We start from the raw sequence: 24,685 nt of genomic DNA on the forward strand, positions 1-24,685 counted from the left end.
ACACATCTGATCCGTAGCAAGCCAAATCTTTTTAAGCGGCTCCAATAATATACTAGGGTCATAAATTTTCTTTTTGCCTGGTTTTTTAGGTTTTTTATCAGCGATGGGTAACTGCCTTAATAACCTAGCTGCAGCTTTACGATGATAACCATGGGTTTCGCAAAACTCATCCAACATACGTTTTTTTACAGCACGATTACCACAGCGATAACGCCAACGTTGTGTTTTTAAATATAAATCCATCCTCAATTCTCCCATGCCATTCTCCCTCCTTCGGCAACAGTGATATTGAGGCAACGATGCAATTTATATGCTTATCTGGCTTCGGCTTCGGCAACAGGTAATTTGAGGCAATGCGAATATACAAAAAGATCAATTGATTTAATATTATCTTAAGAATTTAACGATAAAATGCCGTCATTTTTAAACTATTCATGCGAATGCTGGGATAAAAACGCCCAAAATCAAATTCTGTATGAGCGGAGGACTGGTACAACTTAAGTGATCTTAAATCAATAAGCTGGATTTGTTGAATAGATTTTTAAGTTTATCAGCGGCGTTTAACAAAAACTCAACCTAAAAGTTACGTTTTTTCTATATTTTGTTGCTCCTTTTCTTAAATCATCTCATCACATCAAGATCTGCACCAATTGATACGACTCCTTAAGACTAATTCAATACTTGTTTCTTTTCATTTTAAATTAATTAATTTTTTAAGGTACAAAAATGACAATACGCTATTTATCTTTTGATTTTGATGGATGTTTATTTAATAGGGAATACGCTGCTTTACCACATGACAATTTTAGCAAGCATCTGGGTGATGCGGTTCTTGTTAAAAACAGAACGTTCCTCAATTGGCTTAAAGAGGAAAATGTTAAATTTTCAGCAGCCTACGCATTTATTGGTTCTACCCGGCAAGATTATCTTACCGATCTAATGAATAGTGGTTTTATGTATAATTTTAGGGGTTCCTGTTGCTCGGCAATAAAAACTATTTGTAGCGACCTCGGTATAAACCTGGATCCATTAATGCTGGCAGATATAGAAGGAGACTTGGAAAGTGGTACTTCATTCAATCGCATAATGGATGAGATTAACAATAATACGTGGATGGACTCTGATAAGAATATCCATAAACACGTATCTTTGGACGTGGACAAAGTAGATGAATTTAAAAGAACTATTCTTTTTGCACAGATGCAAAAAGCGGCAACAGAGCATCCGAATGAAGAAATAATATTCGATTTTTTTGATGATCGATTGGATATATTGTTTACTTTAAAAGATTATTTTACCAAACATCCACATCTAATCCCCAAGAATGTACATTTACGTTTACATGCTTATGCAGGAAAGGATGTTAGCCTAAAGGCAGAAATTTCTGGTGTGGGAGCGCCCCTATCTAAATATAGATTCTGCCTCAAAACAATGCATGAAAATCTTCAAGCCTTAGATGATTTTGCTGTAGCTCTTAAAGAATTTACGATCCAAGATCCGTCTGTAGAAAAAGTAGTGTCTATTATCAAAGAGATAGCTGACCTTGGATTATTTATCGATCACAAAGATAATGTAAATAGATTCTTTACTGAAAATCCCAATGCCCCTTTTGCTGTCCATCCAAGTAACCTCACTATTCCAGGCTTATTCACCTTCACTGCTGCTCAGAAGACAGATCAGGGTATTAATCATATAAGATATGGTTTGGATAGAGATGGTAAGTTATTTGCAGTTGATGAGCATAAACAAATTGAAATAGAGATTCTTCCTGAGGGATTACTGGCTACTTTGGCAATGCATTTTAGAGTACTTAAACAATCTTGCAAACATCAAGAAAAGGAACAAAAGCCTGAAATTCAAGCTGAGCCCAAGGCTGAAAAAATTTCAACAGGCCAAGCTCTTTACCAGAAAATGACAAAGAGTCCTTACTTTGTGGCAGATGCATCGCAGGTTAAAACAGTTCTTGAACATCATGATTATCCTTTTGTGATACGAGAGAGTAGTGCCAAAGTATATGGAATGCTCACGTTTACCCTCGTATCCAGTACCGATAAAGGGATTATTTCTTCACGCTATGGACTGAATCATCAAGGTGAGCTCTTTGGCCTCGATGATAAAGACGCTTATAAGATAGAATTTTCAGGAGATTTATTGGATGCTTTGAAATCAGATAATTTTAAGGTGAAAGAACGTATAAAGAACACGAAAAACCTGGAGAGTATTACGTTTATTCCGAGTCAAAAAACAGCGAATGCAGAAAATAAAGCGGGGGTAGCAAATAGACTTTTTGTTGCAGAAAAAGGATTCTTTGCAAATTCACCTAAACCGCAACCCACTGAAGCACCTAAACCTAGCTTGGATATGCAATACTAAATAATACAAGACAAGCATAAGCGTAGGCCTATGCTTGTCTCCTACCGGTTCTTAAAACACTTCAGATTATTTCCATCCATTCACATTGATCCAATCTCACCAACAACGCATTTTTATAAGCATTTTTATCAAAATCCTCTTGAACCTTTTATAGAGATAAGTTAATTATCAAGATGGGCCCTAAATATTCAATGGCATTGATTGGTGTACAAAAAGGATTTACTATGCAAACAAAAATACCTGCCTCAAAAAAAAATTCAAAAACAAATCCTATTGACAGCAGAGCCTTGCCTCTTCAATTAATACAACATGCCGAACCCGATCGAACATACTATATAAGAAGCACTGCTACAGAAATAGGCAATTTTTTTTCGCTACGGGTCAAAGAGCTCTATAACACATTGGCCTGGACTTTTTCTTTAGACTCTATGGATTGGAGCACTTTTAAAAAATATATGTGGCCGGCGATTTCATCAGGGGCTGCGTTACTTGTTGGCGATTATCTAACCCCATCTCTCAGTGAATACCTCATAGGAAGCCCGGAATATGATTTTGTTATCAAATTTCTTTATGGCGCTGCCGTATTAGGCTATTGCGCATTAAACCGGATTACAGACAAGAAACTTGATTCAGGAGCCGCGCTATCTGTCGCTGTAGCCAGTGAAATTACAGCAATTGTTTATATGTACAGCTCCGTTTTTAAAGGCACCACTTTTTTACTCAATGAGCAAATTTCTGATGAATATTCATTAATTGCTGGTCTGGGAGCCAGTGCCTTAGTTGTTCCAAGCGGAGTTTCTTATCTGACTCAAAAAATACAAGAGCTGCTGGTCCGCCTTCAATACAATCGCGGGGCACAGCGCTCAGACACCTCAGTGATTTCCAGTGGCCTAACTCCCTTATCCAATCTTTATTTTCAAATAAATCACTTCATCGCCAGCGAGTTGATGGTCAGTTCGCGCGCTTTTCAATTAGGATTGATTTCTCATAATATTCGTTATGCCGACAGAATTGTCCAAAAATTTCGTAACTTACCGGCATTATTGGCGGATTTGGCCCCATCAACCATAAAAAAAATGCGTGTGCAGCAAGAAAAGCTGGACCATGATTATGAATACAATCATAAAGTACACAAGGTTTTAAGATGTACCGCAAGCGGTCCAAAATTTGTTCAAATTCCTCGCTATCAGCTTCGTACAGGAGATTTGGTTTTTTGTGATGAGAGCATCAATTTAGATTGTGTGCCGATATCTGGAGAGTTGATTGCTTTACAACGAAATTTAGAAGGTAATTTTACACAAACGCTGGAGCGAAAAAAATTTAGTGTCAATCTTAAAGCTCAAAATGGTGAAGATGTTTGGATTGAACATCATACCAAACCTGATTTTACGTCAAATTACAAAAAAGTAGATTTGTATGCGGTAAGGGACGGTAAACAAGCGGGAGTGCTGGTAGGTGACAAGCTAAACACATACGGCCAGGATAATATTTTTATTCAAATCAAACCTGAGAAAGAACTGTTATTAAATAGCAATTATGAGAAAAAAGCCTACATTAATGAGCTTATCGCAAAGCGCAAACAAAGAAATGTCTTATATTCTATTTTAGGCTCCATAATTATGGCGGCTTTCTTACAAAGGGACATTACCCAAATACCTGCAGAAACACTTAGGCTGATGTTCACGCTTTTTCAAACAATGATTCCCTTTTCTGAAGCTTTTTTACGTGAAACAGTAAATAGTCGTTTGATGAAAAAACTGAATAGTAATTTAGGAGATCAACCATTTGAGACTATTGACGCACTTCGAATCGTGGATTTATGTAATGCCTTGGGCGGATACTATCGTGAGCAGTTTGCCAATGGCGTTGCTATTATTTCGGATAAAACGGGAACCCTAACTACGACACGCATGGACGTGCTCGGTTTATGGACCTCGGACATGCCATCAGAGATACAGCATCTCCTCAAGGAAAAAAAAGACAATATGCTTCTACCTGAAACGGCACGATGGCTTAAATCATTTGAAGTATTTTGTTATGCCTTTACAAACAATAAAAAAGAATTAGAACCCGAAGAACATGCTATTTTGGAGTTGTTCAAAACTTTATTGGTGGATCAACACTGTTTGGAAGTAACGACTCTTGGTAACAATCATTATAGAAAGGTGATTACTGCCGCAGAAAAGCAAAAAGAGATCGAGACATTTCATTTGGGTTTATATCGTACGTTTGGGGGACGCTTTACCCTTGTTCATGATGGGGCGGATTACGCTCTTGTCTTTTGCGGAGTGCCTAAAGCCGATGCGTTTCAAAAAACACCGCTGTTGCAAGACTATAGCAAAATGCAAAGTCGCACCGCAGTCTTATCCCGTGATTGGTGTATCGCTCAAGCCAAACTTAATGAACACGACTTTACGATTTTAAAGAAATTATTTGATATAGATGATAAAAAAGAGATTGAGCGTTTCCTTCTAGAACATTCCGACTTACTTAAAAACTTGGAATATCACGGAACATTTATTATTGATAATCCCGTTAAAAAGGGTGCAGAAAAGTTTATTGCTCAGTGTAGAGAAATATCGGTCCCAGTATTTGTAGCTACCGGTGATACAACGAAAGCTGCCGTAAATATTGCCAAAGTATTATGTCCGGAAAATGCAAAAAACATTATCACTATTCGAGCAGCCCATATTGAAGAGGAAAACATTAAGCTTTTAAGCGAAGAACTTTGTACAGCTGATTCCGCTGTGATATTTGCGGGTATTAATGAAGCGATATTAGCGCGCTTTCAAAAATTAATGGATCGAGATAAAGCAAAACGCCCTGTAATTATTTTTGCAGAAATGAGCACTGAGGGCAAAGGTACTCTGGCTCGTTATCTCAAAGATCATAATTATTTTGTTGTTGCCAATGGGGATGGCACGAATGATGTGATGATGATGAACAATTCGAATGTAGTCATTGCCCATCATTCAGATGATGGTACTTTTGCCCCCGGGGTGGATGCGTTATCGAACATCAGTGAAGAACAGCTACGAAGATTATTTGGTTCCGAGAAAACCTTTTATGAGCTTTTTGATATTCATCTTCCCCAGAGCTTGTTTGTACAGCAATTCGCTCCTTTAGCAAACTCACAAGAAAAACCGACTATGGCCTTGGCACTAAAAAGTGGAAAAATGACCTTTGATTTGGCTAAAGCAGTAGGAGCTAATGTGACCGAAATGCATCAGCAACATTGGTATAGTGTTGCCTTTGATTTGTTGTGGTTATGGATTGCGTTTTACGAAATCAATCAAAGCGCCGATTTACCCATGGATAATCGAAATATCAATGCATCCACGTTGATTTCCAATACTATAGGAATTGCTTTAATCATTGCGGTTTTGGAATCTTTAACCAATTATGCTTTATTTAACGAGTCGACCAATTTGGCCAGTATGCTGATTATGTTGAGCGTATTGCCTCTAGTTCTCAAGAGCGTTTTTTCGGGTTTTAGAATGGTTCAGGAACGCTTGTATCCAGAACCCCAAATCGTCGAAGTTAAAGAAGAAGCAGAACCGCCTTCTAATCGCTCCATCTTCAGTTATTTGGGTTCTTTTTTTTCGCGTAAACCCACAAAACAATTGGACAATGTTCCGAAGGTACCTGAGTTAAAGTAGAACACACTTTGCTGGTTACATTCATCCCGAACGTAGAGAAGGGTCTGTGGTCAGGTGGAGTGGCATTATCATCATGCAAAAATCAGCAGATCCTTCGTCGTAAATTACTCAGGATAACTGGGGCGCTATTTTGCTCTTCAGCTTAATGAGGCAATCCACTGCATTAAACGCAGAAGGATACGCTGAAAGACACGGGTTTGAACTACGAACATGCTCACTTAATTCTTCAATAGTTGATCCAGTAATAATTCCATTACCCACAACAACATCGTTTAGCGCAAATTGAGTGAAGCAGTATCGAATATGAGACATGATATGCTCATAGTGATCAAGATTTAATTTAAGGATTAATCCCAGTGCAATATAACCATCAAAGGTTTTTTGTTGATGGTAGGTATTAATCACAAACGGAATCTCATATGCACCTGCTTGTAATAACTCCACTTGATAATCGTAACCTGCATTTTTGACTAGCGTTTCACAAAGGCCGAGTTGTTCTGATGCCAGATCTTTATGGATACCAGAGGAAATAATTAGAATCTTAGGCATATGCAACTTTATTATTTTTTCTATTTTTAAAACGGATTAAATAGTCCACGGCATTAATTGCTTCTTGAACTCGTTCTCCATTTTCAACTCGTTCGCACAAAATATCCATACTTGGAGCAGAAATAATTCCATTGCCCAGGGTTAGTCCATCTAAAGCAAATTGAATAAAACATTCTTTAACATGTTCCCAAATAAACTCATAATGATCCGTACTTCCTTTAAGTAACAAGCTCAATGGTAAGTAGCCATCAAAGGGATTAACGCGGTGGTAATGTTGTATCACAGTCGGGATTTCATAAGTTCCTGCTTCAACAGTTTCAACCTGATAATTGTAGTCATATTGTTTTAATTTATTTAAACAAATTTCTAACTGTCTTTCAGCTAAATCTTTATAATAATTAGACCAGACTATCAATATATTCGGTTTTTGCATCGCTTACTGCTCGCCTCCAAGTGAATAATAATTTTACATAAAAAAGGAGCCCCCCACAATATTATTATGAGTACAAATAGGTAACCCTTTTGGCTAACTGAGCTGTTAATAAAACAGAAAAGCCCGAGCAATTGCACTTGAAACATAATAACAAAAGCTACACGGTTCTATTTCTTAGTAAAAGTAACGCTGAAATGAGCAGCAATACGCCACCAACGGCAATCAAACCAGCACTGGATAGAATGGATAATAAATTAGAACCAAAACCGGTGACCATCCAGGCAAATGCCATTACTGCACCGGAAATTCCCATTACCCATCCTTGCGATTGAGCATCCACAGCATTGGAAAATAAAGTTAATAAACAGGCAAATGCCATAATATCAAAAGTTGCAATAGCTATTGCCAAGGGCCATTGTAACAAAGCATTAGGGATAACATAAACCAGTAACTGCCCCAAACCAGTGAGAACGAGAGTCAATACAGCAATGTGGTGTACTTTATATCGATTCACACACAAAGGCATGCCAATTAGGATACCAATAGCAAAGCCCAAACCAATCATGCCTTGTACGGCACCTAGCTGCCAATTGGTGTAATGATAAGCCATCTTCATATGCACAATGATGAATTGAAAATAAAGACTAAACCCCATTTGCATCAATAAAAACACCAAAGCGAGAATACGTACCGATTGATGCTGAAATGCTTCAATAAAAATTTGTATCGGGCGAAAAATGGAAATTTTCTTATGAGACAAAACTAAAACAGTATCTTGATATCCAAACTCTATCCAAACCCAGGCAATGAATGCAAGCAATGCGGCCATCAGAAACGGCGTGGTAAACGTAAACCAGGGCAGTAATTGTTGATCGGACATCACTCCGCCAAGTAAGGGGCCAAGAACGGAACCAAAACTAAAACTCATGGAAATTAAACTCATGTTTAAGGCTTTGGTTTCGGGAGTACTCAAATCAGCAATGGAGGCTTGCGCTATGGGTTGGCTACCGGCCATTAAACCGGAGAGCGCTCGACCAATAAGTAATAAACTCAAACACGAAAAGGCGACTCCCATCCCCATTAGCAGAAAACTGATGGTTATCCCCAGCATGCATAATAACAATACTTTTTTTCGTCCCCAAACATCGGATAAATCGCCCATAAATGAGGTGCCAAAAAACATGCATAAGGGATAAAGCATATAACTCAATCCCAAATAAAAATGTTTCACTGCGATACTGGCATCGGCAGTTAATACAGGACTATGCTCTGCTGTAAATAGTGCCGTCATCACTGGATAAACGAGCCCAAAACCTAAAGCATCAATGACGACTGCGAAAAAACAAGGGGCAGTTTTTCGAAACATATATGAAACCTTGGGATTAAGAATATAATTACTAATATAGTGATATTGCAATGGGTTTGTCTAATAAAGAATAAGTAAAAAAACTTTTTTCTGGCTCATTGCCTTGCTTGCTGGAGAGGATCGTTGCTCGTTTTTATAGATCGAGTGATAATTTATTTTCTGCAATCAACTTTAATGCGGCATCGACAACTTGTTCATCATAAAGCACACCCCTGCCCCGTTTAATTTCTGCTACTGCAACCTCAATACCTAATGCTGGTCTGTAGGGTCTGTGAGAGGTCATCGCCTCCAAGACATCTGCTACAGAAACCACCAAGGTTTCAGGCAAAATCTCTGTTCCTTTTAATCCTCGAGGATAACCACTGCCATCCAGACGTTCATGATGCTGTAAGATAACCTCTGCAATGGGTTCTTTAAGAGGAACATCTTTTAAAATATCATAACCCGCTTGTGGATGTATCTTTATGAGTTCCATTTCAATTGCGGTAAGTCGAGTTGGCTTGGAAAGAATTTCTGCAGGTATTGAAATTTTCCCTATATCATGAACGAGGCCCATGAGCTCAAGCGATGAACAACGTTCAGGAGACCATCCCAATTCCTCACCAATTGCCTTCGCAATTAATCCTACGCGACGCTCATGGCCTGCTGTATAGGGGTCACGAAGCTCAACCATATTGGAAACCGCGAGAAAAGTTCCTTTTATAGCAGATTCTAACTGAGCTACATAATGATCGATTTGCTCTCTTGCATGTTGAATCTGTGTCACATCATCCACTATAGCAAGAAACTCGAAATGTCCCTCCCAGGAAACCACCGTCGTATCAATCCTTAGAATTAAAGAAGCACCATCACTTTTTCTCTTTAATGGGAGGTTATAGGCAATACTCGATTTGCCACAATCCAACTGTCGCCAATAATTGAGAACCCGTTCTTTGGTTGATTTGTCCTCTACTAAATCCAGTAATCCCATCGATAACAGTTCTTCCTCTTTGCGGCCGACAAGCTCGCAAAAGCGTGGATTGACATACAAAAATCGTTTTTTGCTACGTATAAATACGCCAACATGTGCTTGTTCAATAAACGCACGAAAGTGCTCTTCGCTTTCTTTAAATCGCTTTTCGGCCTCCGTCGCTTTTTGCTCCGACTGAAATCGGGTCAGTGCATTCTGTAATAACGTAGCTATCGAGTCTAAGAGCTTTGATTCCTCCGGTAAAAAAACAGGCTCTGACCTTGGTGGTTGCGCACGATAAGATACGTTGATTTTTACTGGAGAATGATTTTCAATTCGAAATTCTTTTTCTAATTGGTAAGGCATTTTTTCCGCTTTTGGGTCTGACTTAAACTCGCCCCAGTCGCTTTCTATAGTTGCAGTCATTAGCTCCGGAAATTGAAACGCTTGCGGCAACACGTTCACTGTTTGTATAAATAATTCTTTAATATTCAAATTTCTAAGTGCGACTAAATTAGCAATCGTATAAAGACAGCGAAGTTCTTTAATGCGTTCACTCAAGTCATAAGTCAATTTGTTCCGCTCTTTTTCAAGAGCCTTACGCAATGTAATATTTCTTACTATTTGTACCCATGAATTAGGAAAAAAATCAGAGGCAATAGCTGATATACTGCATTCTACCCATTCATTCTTTTCAGTCTCAATTTCCACAATAAACTGGCGTCTTGAAGTAGACAATTGCGAGCACACAGGGCATCGTTCTTGTTCTATAGACTTATTATGAAAAAGCTTGTGGGACGATAAGCCCACTAACTCCTCTGATTTTAAATGAGCGAATGCTCCGGCAGCCCTGTTCGCTTGACTAATTGTACCTTCGGATTGAACAATAAGAGTAGGATCAGGAATGTTATCGTACGTCGTTGCAACACGTGTCAACATTGCAAAAGGATGACGTAATGTTTGTACCACCAACGCAACGTAGATAAACCAAAAGGAGAATATTCTTAATATATGGCCAACTATATTTTCTATACCAAATAAACTTTTATAATGAGACAGTGATAAATCGGAACCTATCATCGAGATAATGCTCAAGCTCATATACAATAACATCTCTTTCGACATCATTGCTTTTTCATACCAAAGCAATATGAGGGTTATACATAAGATGAGAATAACACCCAGTTCACAATAGAGTTTGAACCAGGTAACCCCGTAATTCTGAATATAGGTCGTGGGAAAATTACCCGTAAAAATAGCAGTAAAAATGGCTAGCGTTATAAAAAATAAAAAAACATTAATTACCCAAAGCCTCATGGTATGTCTAAAGAAATAAATAGCAAAAAGAAAAGATAAAGCTTGATAGATTCGGGCAGAAACCCAAAGCTGAGTGCTCAGATTCCCTCCGCCATGCGGTAATATATTCATTCCTTCGTAAGCTAGAAGATGAGCTATATCGAGGATTGCATACCATCCTGCTGCTAAAGAAATAAAAACCACATACTGATTTTTTGTGAATTGATTCGTCGTCGCCGCTACTGTCATGGTCGTTAATGCGATAAACACTGAAATTAACTCTGCCAAGGTATGGAAAACGAGAAAATTCGTTTCACGCTCAATTAAGACACAGACTAAGGACAGGATTACAGGCGGCAAAAAAACGCGCCAAGTAGGTGGGGGTTCTGCAACATAACTAGCATAGCTTCCCCTATCGATACGCATCCATATCCTCCCAGTCACTAGGCCTCTTGGTGGGTCTCCATAAACCTGAAATGGAATTGACCAGTATAAAAAATCTCACTTTTAATTATAGTTGCAATTAAGCAATTTAGGTTGAAGAGCTTTGCAATAGTTCTTAAAACTTGAGTACGACATTTAAATAGGCCTGAACCATCTTTATTGCCTCCCACCATAAAGAACAAAAAAAACACAAATTGTATTTCAATTTCATATTGCCTTAATTATTTATTGTTAAAATCGATTTAAATTTATCCAACATCATATTAATGAGGCTTTTTATGCAAGAGAAGAGAGATCCATCCACCATTAAAACAGCAAAGAAAAAAAATGTTTCCTGGAATGATGGAAAAACCGAAGGAAAAATAGAGGAAAATTTCCTCGAGGTGAATACGAGTGCATCTCCAACCAGACAAGTATTAGAAAAAGAGATCTCCGAATTAATGCAAAGTGGGTATTCAGAGATTGAAGCCTCATCTATGGTTGGCAAGGCACAAACACCTAGTGGGGAAGTGATTATAACCAATCCGGTATTTTATGATTCAAAAGAAAAAATAGCGGAACGCAAGTTTTCAGCAGCACAAACAAAGCCCATAAACGGTAATACCTCTGATATTCCACAAGAAAATGCTGGAAAAACTGAATCTTTAGAGAGAGAAGCAGCAAACCGATATAGCTTTTTCACACCAACGGTTATTGGGGTGGGTGTGGGTGTAGCTGTAGCATTTGCTGCAACAATAGGATTCTCTAAGAGTTAATTAGGAAAGCCCTTTTTCATTTTGTGTTTTTAATATGCCTGGTGGGTTTACCCAGGCTATCCAGTCAGGTGTTAAAATAACCACTCTTTAAACCCTTGCGCCCCCTTATGCTCCCCTAAACTATTGCTCATTAAATTCAGTTATCCAAAATTTTTGCGATGCGTTTATGTTTTTAGGAACAGAGGTTACTACTATTGTTTGAACCATTGGAGGGTTAAATGGTCCATCCGCGGTTGCCCATTGGTAGGTTATTTTAAATTTCCAAGCGTTTTTACTTTGGACTACTTTTTTAATTTCGTAAGAAGTAATCCATGGGCTGGAAACACCAGAAACCCAATAAGGCCAACGATCTTTAAACTTGTCTTTTAATTGATCCGAAAACAACATGAATTGGACCGCGCCATTACGTTCTTTATTAGCTTTTGCAAACAAAGTTGCAACTTCATCGAGCTTTTTCGGGGCCAACGCCTTCTCCAACATGGAAATTCGCGCGGCATCTGATTCCGCTTGTGATACCTGTTCAGACATACTGCTTGCTGTAGCAGAAAACAAAATCATTAAACCGCTTATGAGGTATATTTTTGCAGTGTTCATCTTTTTCTCTTCATTAGGAGGGCTTAGATCTATTATTTTATATGTTAATTTGACATTGATGTCTAATACTCCAAACTAGGTACTGGAGGTGTACTTTTTAAAAAGCTCAATCAAAAGCTTTGCTGATGGCCCCATTTCTTGAGGTTGGTGGTGCACTAAATAGACTGGATAGGTTCTTATATTATTTTCTTCCATATTCAAAGCAAGGATGGGTAAATTTCGCCCCTCAACCATTTGCTGCGGTAGCCAGGCAAACCCAATCCCATGTACAACACATTGAATTTTCATTTCCAGGGTACTTACTTTCCAATGAAACTCAGATCCTAACCAACCTTCGTTTCGTTTTTTATTTAACCCCGAATCCTGAGCAATGAGGTAGCGTTCATCATAGAGATCTTCAAGGATAACCTGTTTTTGATGCAAAGGACTGTCTCTGTGGGCATAAGGAAGAAAATGAACATCCATCAATTTATTGCCGGTATAACCTTCCGGGATTTTTGAAATAATGGCTAACTCGGCATCACCATTAATTAGTTGATCGCTCGGACCTGATAACAACCCATGAGTGATAATCAGCTTGGTATGTTTATTCTGCTGGCCAAATTGTTGCAACACGGCCATCAATACAGAGGATGGAAAAATCTCATCAATTGCCAGTCGGAGTGATTTTTCATAAATTGATTTTAAATTAATTGCCGCATTCTCTACATTTTTTGCCGCCCTGGTAATTTGTCGTGATAATTTTAGAATTTCCACGCCTTGTTCTGTCAGCACAGCCTTACGCCCATCAAGCCGCAGTAATTGTAACCCCAGCATGTCCTGAAGTTTTGCAATTGTATAGCTGATATTCGATTGGCTTTTATGCAGTTTCAATGCTGCTTTAGCAAAGCTTCCTTCGTCAATTACAGCATGTAATACACGCCATTGTTCAAGAGTGACTTTTGTCATAGTGCATCAACGCGAATCCATCAAAATATTAGATATATCTAGTCAAAATTATGCGCTTTTTTAATTTAAATAGCCAATTATAATCAATTTGTTTGATTAATAAGGAGCAATAATGAAGAAATTACTGTTATCACTCATATCCAGTGGTCTATTGATTCATTCCGTTTCCGGGATTGCAGGAGCGCTTCAGGAAACGAATAAACAGATTGTCACTCAATTTTATCAAAAGGCCTTGAATGAAAAGGACTTTGATGGAGCACAAAACTACCTGGGAGCCTGGTACATCCAACATAATCCTATGGCTCAGGATGGAATTGACGGTTTAAAAAATTACATTAATTATCTGAAAAATACTTATCCGCAATCACACAGTGAAATCAAGCGAATTTTTGCCGAAGGGGATTATGTGATGGTACATGTCCATTCGGTCTTGGAGCCTGGAGCGCAAGGACAAGCCATTATTGATATTTTTCGTCTGGAACACAATAAAATTTATGAACATTGGGATGTTACGCAACCTATTCCCGATGAATCTGCGAATAGTAATGGGATGTTTTAGAGGGTAATTTCTACTCCCCTCATCCGCCCGATGGCCCCTTCTCCTCAACAGGGAGAAGGGATTCAATAGTTCCATAATGAAAAAACATCAATATTATCTACTCTCCGATTATTGGAGAGGGTAAGAGCCATATTTGACCACCTACAAAACCATTATGTACACTTATTATGTAGCAAAACTATGGATTCTATTTATGTCAAAGCCATTTATATCCCAAATTCATCCCCCCACTTCATTTGTTGAACCCCCATTCTGGTTTATCTTTCATGGCGAAGACATTCTTTTACAGAACCATTCCATACCCCAATTTTTTAACAACAGCACACTTAATCTTGCTATTGAGCGTCAAATTTATTTAGGGACATATGGAACTACTCCATGTTTTGCGGTGCAGATTCATAAGCAACCCGAGGTACTGCCGCAAAATGCAACTTTTCAACATATTCGTCAGGCTCATGAGCTTCTAGGTGACGAAGATCTCTTTTTCCTTGTTTCCAAGGCCAAGCAACTCTTGCATTGGGATCGAAGTACTCAGTTTTGTGGGTGCTGCGGCCACCAAACCCAATACAGCACCAAAGAGCGTGCTAAAGTATGTTCCGTATGCAACTCATTAATTTTTCCTCAAATTGCACCCGTTATGCTGGCATTAATTTGGCGTGATGATGAACTCTTGCTTGCCCGTTCTCCGCATTTCATGCCCGGAATTTACAGCATCTTGGCAGGTTTTGTAGAACCTGGAGAAACGCTTGAACAGACAGTTATGCGCGAAGTAAAAGAGGAAGTGGGCTTAACGATAAAAAACCTGGCCTATTTTTCTTCCCAACCCTGGCCATTTCAAAGTAATTTAATGCTAGGCTTCATTGCCGAGTATGACCGTGGCGAAATTCAAATCGATGAAACCGAAATTGAAGATGCCCAATGGTTCTCTATCAAAAAACTCCCTCAACTACCCAAACCCATCAGCCTTTCACGCCAAATGATTGATAAATATTTGGCCATGCGATCTCGGTGATGTCTACAAAACCCACCAAATGATATATGATTGCTCAATCCATCAATTAGAAAGACGAACTGTGCATTAAATTCAATGAAAACCCATACTGAAATTCTCGATGATCTCGACTTATTATATGAAAAAAATCAATTACCAACGATTGAATCGTCAGTTGAGCCTAATGGCGGGGTCTTAAACATTGATAAAGTCCTGGCGGATAATCCAGAATGCTGGGATACCATCGCCATAAATTCCGCACAACTCGAAAAAAAAACGATCATTCTCAAATGCAGCTTGAGCGAAACCTCCGAAAATCTCTATCTGAAACAACGGATTATAAAAAAGCTGCTTGATGATAATTTTTCTGTGTATGTTCCCACAAAGGAAGGTTTAAAAAAATTAGAAGATGCGGAGGAAGTTGATTACATCCATCTCCAATATAGTGCACTGAATCCATCCCAAGAAGCAGATGCATTAAAAAAATTAAATCTCGTCGGTGATCGGATTTCTTTTTTGGATGCTCCTAAATTTGATGCGCTCTGTATCAAAGTTTTAAGTTCCCCTGATGTATTTTTTAATTTTCTCAATTCATTAACGCTGTATTTACCTGATCTTTTCAGTGATCTGAATGACTCTGAATTTGTTCGGAGAGATTTAGTCGGCGCACTCGAATGGTCATTTGATTCTCAACCTAATAAGGATAGAGATTGGCGGCGAAAATACATTCATTTTGAAAAAGAACTCGGATGTGAGCCACAAAAAAAACCAATTCCTCAATTTTTACAATCCAGTTTGTCACCTCATCAACCCACCATCGAACCGGACAAACTTTATTTCGCCTATTTATTAAAAAATCATCCTGAGATACTTAAAAAACCAACTCATATCTCATTAACAAACAGCACCGTACCTCTATCTTCTTTTCTCAATAAGCGAGAAGGTCTACTCTCCTTGGCTATGGAAAATTGCGAATTGGAGTCCTCGTCTGAAGATGAGGAAAATGAAGAGCCACTCCTTACTACTTCATTAAGATTTTTATTGGCAGAACAGATTAATTTTTCTCCTGAATGGCTATCAATCTTATTAAACAATTCACCAAACTTGATATCACTTTGCCTCATTGACGGGACAATTGCAAAGAATTCGCCGCTCCACCTGCACTCTAAAAAAATAGCCAATTTAAATACGCTTTCCTTAAGCAGTGTTAAAACATCGATACGCCACATAAATACATTAATTAATGCCATAACCAACTTAAGGGAGTTGGCACTAACCAACCTGTTCCTATCCTGGGAGGAGCCGCTGCAAATTAATACTCCTCTTATTCACTTAAAAGAACTTTCCATTAGCTCCAGTTTCATTTTGGATGATATATACACCCTTGTAAACTCTGCTCCTAATCTCGAAACGTTAATTATTTCTGCATTTGATTGGACAGAATATGGCGAGCCTCTCATCCAACCTGATAAACAATTCAAATCGTTAAAAAAAGTTATCCTAGGCCAAGGTCAAATAGCTCCCGAGCAGCTCTATAGCCTATTAACTGCTGCACCGAATCTAACTCATCTTGAAGTATCATCCTGCTATCTTGATTTTGAATCGATTCATTTTGCATCGAACTCATTGCCCAATTTAAAAACACTCATTGCCCCAGGAACCAATCTTTCCTCCGAGCAACTGCTCAATCTTTTCGCCGCTGCACCAAATTTAAATGAAGTTAAAATTGATAATCCAGATGATCTTCTTGCTTTACTGACTTACCTAAAACATGGTTCGCTTTGGTCTTTAAATCACATTACTTTTTCTTTAAATGCATTAAGGCTTTCGGAATTAAATCAATTAATTAAAATAGCACCTAATTTAAAATCAATCTCGTTCCCCACACCACGAAACAGAAATGATTTAGTTGCGATACAATGGTTTCAACACAGTTATCCGCACATTGAAATCAACTTATCAGAAATCACATCCGCACCAACACAAAAATATGAATATACTGATGGCTCTTTATCTCTTGATGGAAATATAGGCGAGACAGAGCAGATTCCAAACTTGCCTGCACGCACGATGTTCAAAGCGAAAGAAGGCCCCACCCCTCCCGTTTCGAGTTATCATCTTAATACATTTTTTTGGTTTCCTATCAGTAAAAACTTTAAACCCTTTATCCCCTTAGAAGAAAATTTGGAGTCAGTTCCTGCATCCCTAAAATGCACCACTCAAGATTTAGAAGAACAATTTAACCAGCCAGAAACGGCTAAAAAACTCGTTTATGGTCAAATTACTTTTGAAAACCCCTTAGTGGATGAATGGATTCAGTTACCTGCATTAAGCAATTGTGATAAATTGCTCAACTATGCAGCAGAAATCCCTGATTTTGAGTTAAAAAAGTGTAACACTTCTGGTTATCATTTCATTAAGTTTAAAAAAGAACTTGAATCCTGTCTTGTTAATTACGTCATTGAACCAGGAAGTAACGTTGATTTCACCCTGAAAAACAATGTACCCAAAGAACATTTAGAATGGATCTCCAAATTATCTTTTGATGTCACAGGATCGTTAATTAACTGTCCTGAGTATCAGAAACTGTTAAAACTTGATGCGACACAACGCATTCAAGCTCTGGCCAAATATTGCCGCTTTGAAAAAGAATCCGCTGCATCCGACATAAAAGGGAATGCAATTGACGTATTAAACTCCTTAATCAAACAACGAGCTGGAGTGTGCAGACATCGAGCCCAGCTCTTTTCCGCGTTGGCAAACGCATTGCAAATTGAGGCTAGCCTTATCGGTAACGATGTCCATCAATTCGTTCTTATTAGACACCAGGATATGCATTTTACGCTGGACTTAGGAGGTGGTGTTGCTCACGTGATGGATCTCCCCCTGCCGCCGCTGACCAAAAGAAAGGCCGAAAAGACGTATGAACAAAACAAAACTAAAAAAACAGTTAGCCCTTTAAAACCAGATAACCGCTTTCAAACTTGGAACAGTGTACCGATTCAAGCCCAAAATGCAGATGAACTTGCAAAAAAACTTACCTCCAGGGATTGGTGTGCGAAGCAATGGCTTATTTTTAAAGACAACCAGGGAATAGAAGCGCTACACCAAGCATCTTCAACATATAGAAACACTTTTTTCTCGCGTGACCTGGACTCCCTGGTTCTCCATAATTTGCACGTGGAACACAATAATGAACAACAAGTGGATAGCCCCATAAGTCAGTTTTTAAAGAATGCAGCTTTAAATCCGGGCGAATCATATAGCTGGTTTATTAACTGGTCAGATCCTAAGGCTCGCCATGTTAGCTTAAACAGCATTATTGACAATGAAGCCCCTAATCTTGGCGGTCTTTCTGTGCCACCGAACGTGCATGTAGTTGTGGGAATGGATGAGGGATCTGCGTTTAAAATGGGTGATGATTTTTATTCACGATTTGATGCCATCAGCCAGGCACCTGAAATACCCTCGATAGCATTACCAGAAATTAAGCTCAATCAACCTGTAGGTGATGATGACGTCCTTTTTCCTTCCTCCTTAAATTGGGAATCTATTTTTCTAGGAAAACATACATTTGATGAGGGAACTTTAGATATTCTTCCTGGCGCACTCCTGAAAGCCGCCAAGAATAAGACCGCCAAATTAATTGTGCATAATCCACCGTTTGAAGATCCTAAATTTCGTTTCTTGATCACTGAATTAATGGCAAAAAAAGGTTTTTTCTTTAATGGAGAGTGGCATGAATTGCCTAAGGACTTTCATCTGGAATTTGCACAACCTGACTTGAGTACTTATCCTGACGTCATCATACCCATGGCCGCGGCCGGGAAAAAACGAATTGTTAACCAAACAACACTCCCTCTATTTTCCAATCAATACAAAATTACCGAGAATCATACGCTTAAACCACTTCCCGGATTTTTTGCTTTGGATCAATCACTTGAACTGCTGGTGACCGACAATTTAACAGAAATTCAATGGTACAGCCTCTTGAAGGAAGCAAAAAAAGCACAATGTGCACTAACGATTAAGGCCACACCCAAAGTATTTGTTCCAGAACCTTTAAAAAAATCAGTCATTCCCATCGAAGCATTAGGACAGAACAATCGCCTCATTATTGCTAATGATTTAGATGATGCTGAAGAACACTACAAACCTGCAGATGCCATCACGATTAATATCGATCCAAAAACCAATTTTAACAGTTTGTTTTTCCACGTCTCTTTAAAAAACAAACTGTTTAAAGGTGAAGAAACAGAATTACTTAAAGCCATCAAAAAAGGCAAACCAATAATTCTCAAAGGACAATTTTCGACAACCTTAGCGCAACAATTACAAACTCTTTTTATTGATCCCCCTACTCTTTGGGTCAATGGAGAGACCGTTTCCACTCAAAACATCACTTTAATTAGTGATAATGCAGCCCCGTTTAAAGCCATCCATAAGATCATTCACCGTTATAATCCGGAAGAAGACTTTGCACGATTAACTTCCGAACAGGCAGAACAATTAAAAAAAACCTATCAACAGCTCAAACTAACACCATGTCATAGCCATTTCATTAATTTACCCAACAACACAGCACACCATTCACAATGGCTTGCTGCTTTAATAAAAAACTTGGAGTTAAGCACAGGAATCCTTCCAGAGATTGCAGAACCAACCACACCTGAGATGGTAATGAACCATCTGGCTCATCATCCATTTGTATTTCTAACCAGTAAAACCGGAACTGGAAAAAGCTATTTTGTCCAAAAAATCTTGCCTAAGTATGGAAGAGAACATCATAAACCCATCACCATCTATCATGAATTGACAGGAGTAAAAAACTGGCTTGAACATAAAGGTGAGAGTCAACCTATACTATTTATTGATGAAGCCAATTTAAGTCAGGAGCATTATGCTTTGTTTGATGCATTTGCTCGCGGCGATAAAGAATTTTGGTATGAAGGTACATGTTATCCATTAAAAAATCATAAAATCATCTTTGCTGGCAATCCTACTCATTATGAGGGACGTTTTGAGCCTAATTTATTTAAACGGTTCCCCAACTACTTGCCTTTCGAAGGACAACCGCTACAAAAAATATTAACGCCGCTACTTGAGCCCAATGATGATGCGAATGATTTATTAAAACTCATTGAGGCGTACTATGCCAAAGCACAAGATGCCGGACTCAATATTACTCCTCGTAATGCTCAAATGATCTGTTTGCGCTATTTTATTTTAAAGGAGAATTCGCAAACCAAGTCCATGACGCATGATTTCTTGATGCGTTATGCTATTTTAAGTGAAATCAAAACATTAAGTCTGGATAAAAAGCTGAGTCAACACCTTCGCTATGACATAAAGCAAGGAAAAACCTGGCGCGATGAGAAGAAACAACTCAAAGCAGTATTGCAACAACTCCATCCAAAAACTGCCGATACGAAATTCATCTGGACGGATTCGCGGAAAAAAGTTGCTTTAAGCATTGAAATGCTGCTGCTGATTCGAGAAAAAAAGATAAGAGGTGAATGGGATCAGGAGCTGGGTATTAACGGGATTATTCTTGAAGCAGAGCCAGGCCTTGGCAAAAGCCAGTTAGTCCATACCTTACTCAAAGCAAAAAGAATTGAATACATAACGATTTCGCCCACCAATCCTAAAGAAGTACAAAAAAAACTCCTAGATGCATTTCATAAAGGCCAGGTTGTTTGTATTGAGGAGTTTAATACCCAAATACATGAACAACTACTCAATGCCATGCTTTCAGGCTATGATTTAGAAGGCAATACGCCTAATAAACCAGGTTTTTGCCTCATTGGCACTCAAAATCCAACGACATTTCACGGCAGACAGCCCTTATCCAAAGCGCTCGATAATCGGCTGATGCTCACCCAGTTAAGTCATTATAACTTTGATGAATTTATCAAAATTCTGACAGAAAAATTTAAATTACTTGTAGATACGGCCCAAAACATCACTATGGAGTATTTTGCAGCCCGCACCTATGCACAAAGCCAAAGCTTATTCCCTCCTCCAAACCCACGTAATGTCATGAATGTTGCGGAAGAAGAACGCAACAGGCAAGAAATATTAGTGTACAAATAATAACTTCGGTAGCTTGGGTACAGCGCGGAATCCTGAGCAAGCGCTATACCCCCCAAAAAAGCCACGGGTTAAGGCGTTACCTTCATCCAACTAAAATAGTCAGCAGTCAGGGTGAAGGACTACATTCAAAAAACTGTTGAATCCATAGAACTTCTTCTAAGCAAGGGCTACACTTGAGCTATATAGTTAAAAAGGAATAATCAAAATGGACAAATCAAAGTTTTTAAGCAAAGTTCTAGGACTTTATTTGATTCTTGTTAGTTTAGCGATATTTCTCAACTTGGAACAGTTTACAATCTACGTCCAAGAACTGCTTAAAAATGCACCCTTAATGCTTGTACTCGGTTTTTGGACTCTTATTCTTGGGTTACTTATGGTTGTAAGCCATAATATATGGCAGGGGAATTGGCGGCTTTTAATAACTATTATTAGCTGGATCGTATTGCTAAAAGGGGCAAGTATGATTTTGTATCCTCACTATATCGACTACGCAACCTTTCTCTTTATGCAAAATAAAAATATCGCCTACAGCACTGCCGGATTTGAGCTGATTTTGGGAATAATCCTTAGTTATCTCGGTTTTAAACGTTAGGAATGAATTTCAATCCCACTTCCTGATAGGTGTAATAAATTCATTGGGTTCCTAGTCAATTCATAGCTTATTAGGTTAAAGTATGATGTCCGATTATTTTTTCAATTAAGGGAATACTAATGAAAATTTTAGCAAAATCACTTTTTTGTACTGTCTTTTTGGCCAATATTGCTTTTGCTGATGATCAAGTAGCACAATTTAATACGCAAATCCAAAATCAGTTAAAGCAATTACAAGCGCAACAACAGCAACAAACACAACAACTTAACACGCAACTCCAGGCACAAATTCAAAAAGTTCATAATGATTTACAGCAACAAATACAAACACTAAATAGCCAACTGCAAAATCAGATAAAAACAGTACAAAGTCAATTGCAAACCCAAATACAAACGGTGAATACACAAGTGCAACAATTAGCAGGGAAGCAAGCTCAACCAGTATCCGTACCTGCTCCCCAAAAATAGTCAAAAATCCATTCCCGCGAATGCGGGAATCCTTCTGCGCTACGTCTGTTTATCTGCCTTTTTTTATTAACTTGTAAATCACTTGATTTCTTTTTAGGCAAAAATCCATTAAGAGTATATAATTAAAATTGAACTGGCTTCGAGCAATAAGTTAATTCATGAGCTAGTCCAGTGAGGGGAATGAGTGAGGGAACATGGCAAGACGTAAACTAGATTACAAAGAGGTGGCTGAGGCTGCTGAACGAGTTAAAAGGCAAGGCCGAGAACCATCCCTTATTAATGTGTGTGAAGAATTAGGAATAATTACACCTACCTCTAACCTATCTATCCTGCTTGAAAGATGGTATCACACCCAACCGGAATTTCAGCGTTCTGTTAAAGCGCCGCTTTCAGAAAATATTAATGTAAAAACTCATGATATTCTTGAAAAGAATGTAGAGCTGGAAAAATCTTTATCCCTATTGCGTGCCACGCTTGAATCAACTGCTGATGGCATTATGATGGTAAACGGCAAAGGGCAAGTAGTTGATTGGAATCAAAAATTCGTAGAAATGTGGCGTATCCCCTCCCATATGTTGGAATCAGGTACTGAAAGTATTGGTTTTGAATATATTTTGCAACAACTAAGCAACCCCGAAGCAGTAATTGCAGATGTAAAATATCTTTATGAAAATCCAGAGTGGCAAGGAGAACTACCTGTTTTGCAGTTTAAAGATGGCCGAATTTTTGAGCGATTTACCCAGCCGCAACGAATCGGTGCGGAAATTGTTGGAAGAGTATACAGTTTCAGAGATATTACCCAAAAATTGCTGGAAGAGGATGAACTTCGTATTCGAGAACGAGCCATTGAAGCAAGTACACACGGGGTTGCGATTCTTGATATTTCTAAACCCGATTTGCCAATTATTTACGTTAATAAAGCATTTGAACGCATTACAGGATACAGCGAAAGACAAATATTAGGACAAAATCTGTCTTTTTTACATGGTAGCAAAGTAGAGCATGTAAATCATAAACGGATTACTCTGGCGATTAAGGAATTACGTGAAGAAACTGTGGAATTAGAAAGTTATCGACGCAGTGGTGAGGTTTTTTGGTGTGAAGTGAGTGTAGCACCAGTCAGAGATTCATTTGACAACGTCAAGCATTATGTTTGCATCATTAACGATGTCACCCAACGCCGTGAGATGGAACAACAATTAATTCAACAAGCAACTCATGATTCGCTCACCGAATTACCCAATAGGGTTTTATTAATCGACCGTGTCGATCAAGCAATTTTACTGGCCAAGAAAAAAGGCTCTATGCTGGGTTTCTTATTCCTTGATCTCGATCACTTCAAAATGACGAACGATACTTTGGGGCATAGTATTGGCGACAGACTGTTGCAAGCCGTATCCAACCGTTTGTTGATTGCTACTGATGATTTTGATACCGTCTGCCGCTTGGGTGGTGATGAGTTTGTGGTTTTGTTACATGATGTAGCTACTGAGCTGCAGGCACAACAAAAGGCAGAAGAAATACTTACCTCTATAGCCAAACCGATTCAGATTGATCAACATAATTTAAAAATCACTGGTAGTATAGGCATCAGCTATTACCCTAAGGATGGCGATGACTATGAATCTTTAATGAAATGTGCTGATTTATCGATGTATCATGCTAAAGATAGCGGTCGCAATACGTATCGTACCTATGATAAAGAAATGAATATGCGCATCATTAATCGCATGCAACTGGACAATGCATTGCGTGATTCACTCAAGCGAAAAGAGTTTCATCTGGTGTATCAACCCTTTATTAATTTGGCTACGAATAAAATTATTGGCTTTGAGGCGTTATTACGCTGGCATAGCCATATTTTAGGAGATGTTCCTCCTAATGAATTTATAGGTATGGCCGAGGAAAATGGCTTAATTCTTGATATTGGCATGTGGGTTTTGCGAGAGGCATGCAGTCAACTTGTACGTTGGCATCGTCAAGGTTATGACCAATTAACTATGGCTGTAAATATTTCCGGCCGACAATTCCGTCAGGCTCACTTATCGGAAGTCATTGAAAACATTCTTCTTGAAACAGGTTTACCTGCCAAATTTCTGGAATTGGAACTCACAGAAAGCCTGCTTGTTGATAACGTAAAACATGCAGTCGAAACCATGTATGAGTTGAAAGACATGGGGACAAAATTAGCTATTGATGATTTCGGGACTGGCTATTCGAGTTTAGCTTATCTCAAGCAGTTTCCTGTAGATAAATTAAAAATCGATCGCTCTTTTATCAGTGAGTTAGTCAATCGAGAAAATGATGCAGCCATCACAAGAGCAATCATTAACTTAGGCCATAGCTTAAATTTACAGGTATTAGCAGAAGGAGTTGAAACCGATTTACAACGCCAATTTATAATGCAACATGGTTGTGACTATGCTCAGGGCTATTATTTTGCAATGCCTCAAAAAGCAGAAGACTTAAAAGATTTTATTCGCCAACACATTTAAATTTCGATAACACCATAAGCCATTCGTTACGGTGCTAAGAAAAATGATGTTATAAATTTCCCTACTATTTTTTCTAATGTTTCTCAAATCGGTACGATTCTTGCTGGTAAAAATTACGCTGT

15 protein-coding genes and 1 pseudogene are annotated in these 24,685 nt (G+C 38.5%); 9 read left to right on the top strand and 7 right to left on the bottom strand.

Annotated features, from left to right (window positions below; translation table 11 throughout):
• Nucleotides 1–258 (bottom strand): annotated as a pseudogene (locus BW930_RS12400) (integrase); the annotation flags it as partial.
• Between the two features lie 468 nt (nt 259–726).
• Between BW930_RS12400 and BW930_RS12405 the strand changes: the two are divergent.
• Together BW930_RS12405 and BW930_RS12410 are read left to right on the top strand one after the other, a co-directional pair.
• Nucleotides 727–2,373, top strand: coding sequence for a hypothetical protein (locus BW930_RS12405; protein ID WP_058466970.1), 1,647 nt, complete (start codon nt 727–729; stop codon nt 2,371–2,373).
• Nucleotides 2,374–2,597: 224 nt separating this feature from the next.
• Nucleotides 2,598–6,032 (top strand): HAD family hydrolase, encoded by a 3,435-nt coding sequence (locus BW930_RS12410; protein WP_058467019.1) that lies wholly within the window; start codon nt 2,598–2,600, stop codon nt 6,030–6,032.
• 108 nt (nt 6,033–6,140) lie between these two features.
• Here BW930_RS12410 and BW930_RS12415 read toward each other — a convergent pair whose 3' ends face one another.
• From BW930_RS12415 to BW930_RS12430, 4 genes are all read right to left on the bottom strand, one after another.
• A complete protein-coding gene (locus tag BW930_RS12415; protein ID WP_058466971.1) occupies nt 6,141–6,581 on the bottom strand; it encodes a 6,7-dimethyl-8-ribityllumazine synthase in 441 nt (146 codons plus the stop codon).
• On the bottom strand, nt 6,574–7,014 hold the full coding sequence (locus BW930_RS12420; protein ID WP_058466972.1) for a 6,7-dimethyl-8-ribityllumazine synthase: 441 nt from the start codon (nt 7,012–7,014) through the stop codon (nt 6,574–6,576). The genes BW930_RS12415 and BW930_RS12420 overlap by 8 nt, the downstream gene beginning before the upstream one ends.
• A 157-nt stretch (nt 7,015–7,171) precedes the next feature.
• Entirely contained in the window at nt 7,172–8,380 is a 1,209-nt protein-coding gene (locus BW930_RS12425; protein ID WP_058466973.1) for an MFS transporter, read from the bottom strand.
• A 133-nt stretch (nt 8,381–8,513) separates the two neighbouring features.
• Nucleotides 8,514–11,051: an MASE3 domain-containing protein gene (locus BW930_RS12430; protein WP_058466974.1), complete on the bottom strand. Its 2,538-nt coding sequence runs from the start codon at nt 11,049–11,051 to the stop codon at nt 8,514–8,516.
• Nucleotides 11,052–11,347: 296 nt separating this feature from the next.
• On the opposite strand from BW930_RS12430, the gene BW930_RS12435 reads away from it, so the two are divergent.
• Nucleotides 11,348–11,824, top strand: a complete 477-nt coding sequence (locus BW930_RS12435; protein WP_058466975.1) for a hypothetical protein — start codon at nt 11,348–11,350, stop codon at nt 11,822–11,824.
• A 120-nt stretch (nt 11,825–11,944) separates the two neighbouring features.
• Here BW930_RS12435 and BW930_RS12440 read toward each other — a convergent pair whose 3' ends face one another.
• Together BW930_RS12440 and BW930_RS12445 are read right to left on the bottom strand one after the other, a co-directional pair.
• The gene (locus BW930_RS12440; protein WP_076547542.1) at nt 11,945–12,418 is read right to left on the bottom strand and encodes a hypothetical protein; all 474 of its coding nucleotides are present in this window, start codon (nt 12,416–12,418) and stop codon (nt 11,945–11,947) included.
• A gap of 75 nt (nt 12,419–12,493) precedes the next feature.
• Nucleotides 12,494–13,366: a LysR family transcriptional regulator gene (locus BW930_RS12445; RefSeq protein ID WP_058466976.1), complete on the bottom strand. Its 873-nt coding sequence runs from the start codon at nt 13,364–13,366 to the stop codon at nt 12,494–12,496.
• Nucleotides 13,367–13,478: 112 nt separating this feature from the next.
• Here BW930_RS12445 and BW930_RS12450 point away from each other — a divergent pair, with 112 nt between their 5' ends.
• The 6 genes from BW930_RS12450 to BW930_RS12475 all read left to right on the top strand — a co-directional run bounded on the left by BW930_RS12450 (nt 13,479) and on the right by BW930_RS12475 (nt 24,563).
• Nucleotides 13,479–13,925, top strand: a complete 447-nt coding sequence (locus BW930_RS12450) for a nuclear transport factor 2 family protein (protein WP_058466977.1) — start codon at nt 13,479–13,481, stop codon at nt 13,923–13,925.
• Between the two features lie 193 nt (nt 13,926–14,118).
• Nucleotides 14,119–14,937: an NAD(+) diphosphatase gene (gene nudC, locus BW930_RS12455; RefSeq protein ID WP_058466978.1), complete on the top strand. Its 819-nt coding sequence runs from the start codon at nt 14,119–14,121 to the stop codon at nt 14,935–14,937.
• A gap of 75 nt (nt 14,938–15,012) precedes the next feature.
• Entirely contained in the window at nt 15,013–21,009 is a 5,997-nt protein-coding gene (locus BW930_RS12460) for a hypothetical protein (RefSeq protein WP_058466979.1), read from the top strand.
• Between the two features lie 205 nt (nt 21,010–21,214).
• Complete coding sequence (locus BW930_RS12465) at nt 21,215–21,601, top strand: hypothetical protein (protein WP_058466980.1); 387 nt, start codon at nt 21,215–21,217, stop codon at nt 21,599–21,601.
• A gap of 119 nt (nt 21,602–21,720) precedes the next feature.
• Nucleotides 21,721–22,068 carry a hypothetical protein gene (locus BW930_RS12470; protein WP_058466981.1) on the top strand — a complete coding sequence of 116 codons (348 nt, stop codon included), beginning with the start codon at nt 21,721–21,723 and terminating at the stop codon, nt 22,066–22,068.
• Between the two features lie 194 nt (nt 22,069–22,262).
• The gene (locus BW930_RS12475) at nt 22,263–24,563 is read left to right on the top strand and encodes a bifunctional diguanylate cyclase/phosphodiesterase (protein ID WP_058466982.1); all 2,301 of its coding nucleotides are present in this window, start codon (nt 22,263–22,265) and stop codon (nt 24,561–24,563) included.
• Nucleotides 24,564–24,685 lie beyond the last annotated feature (122 nt).

The organism is Fluoribacter gormanii (assembly GCF_900156395.1).
GTDB lineage: Bacteria > Pseudomonadota > Gammaproteobacteria > Legionellales > Legionellaceae > Legionella > Legionella gormanii.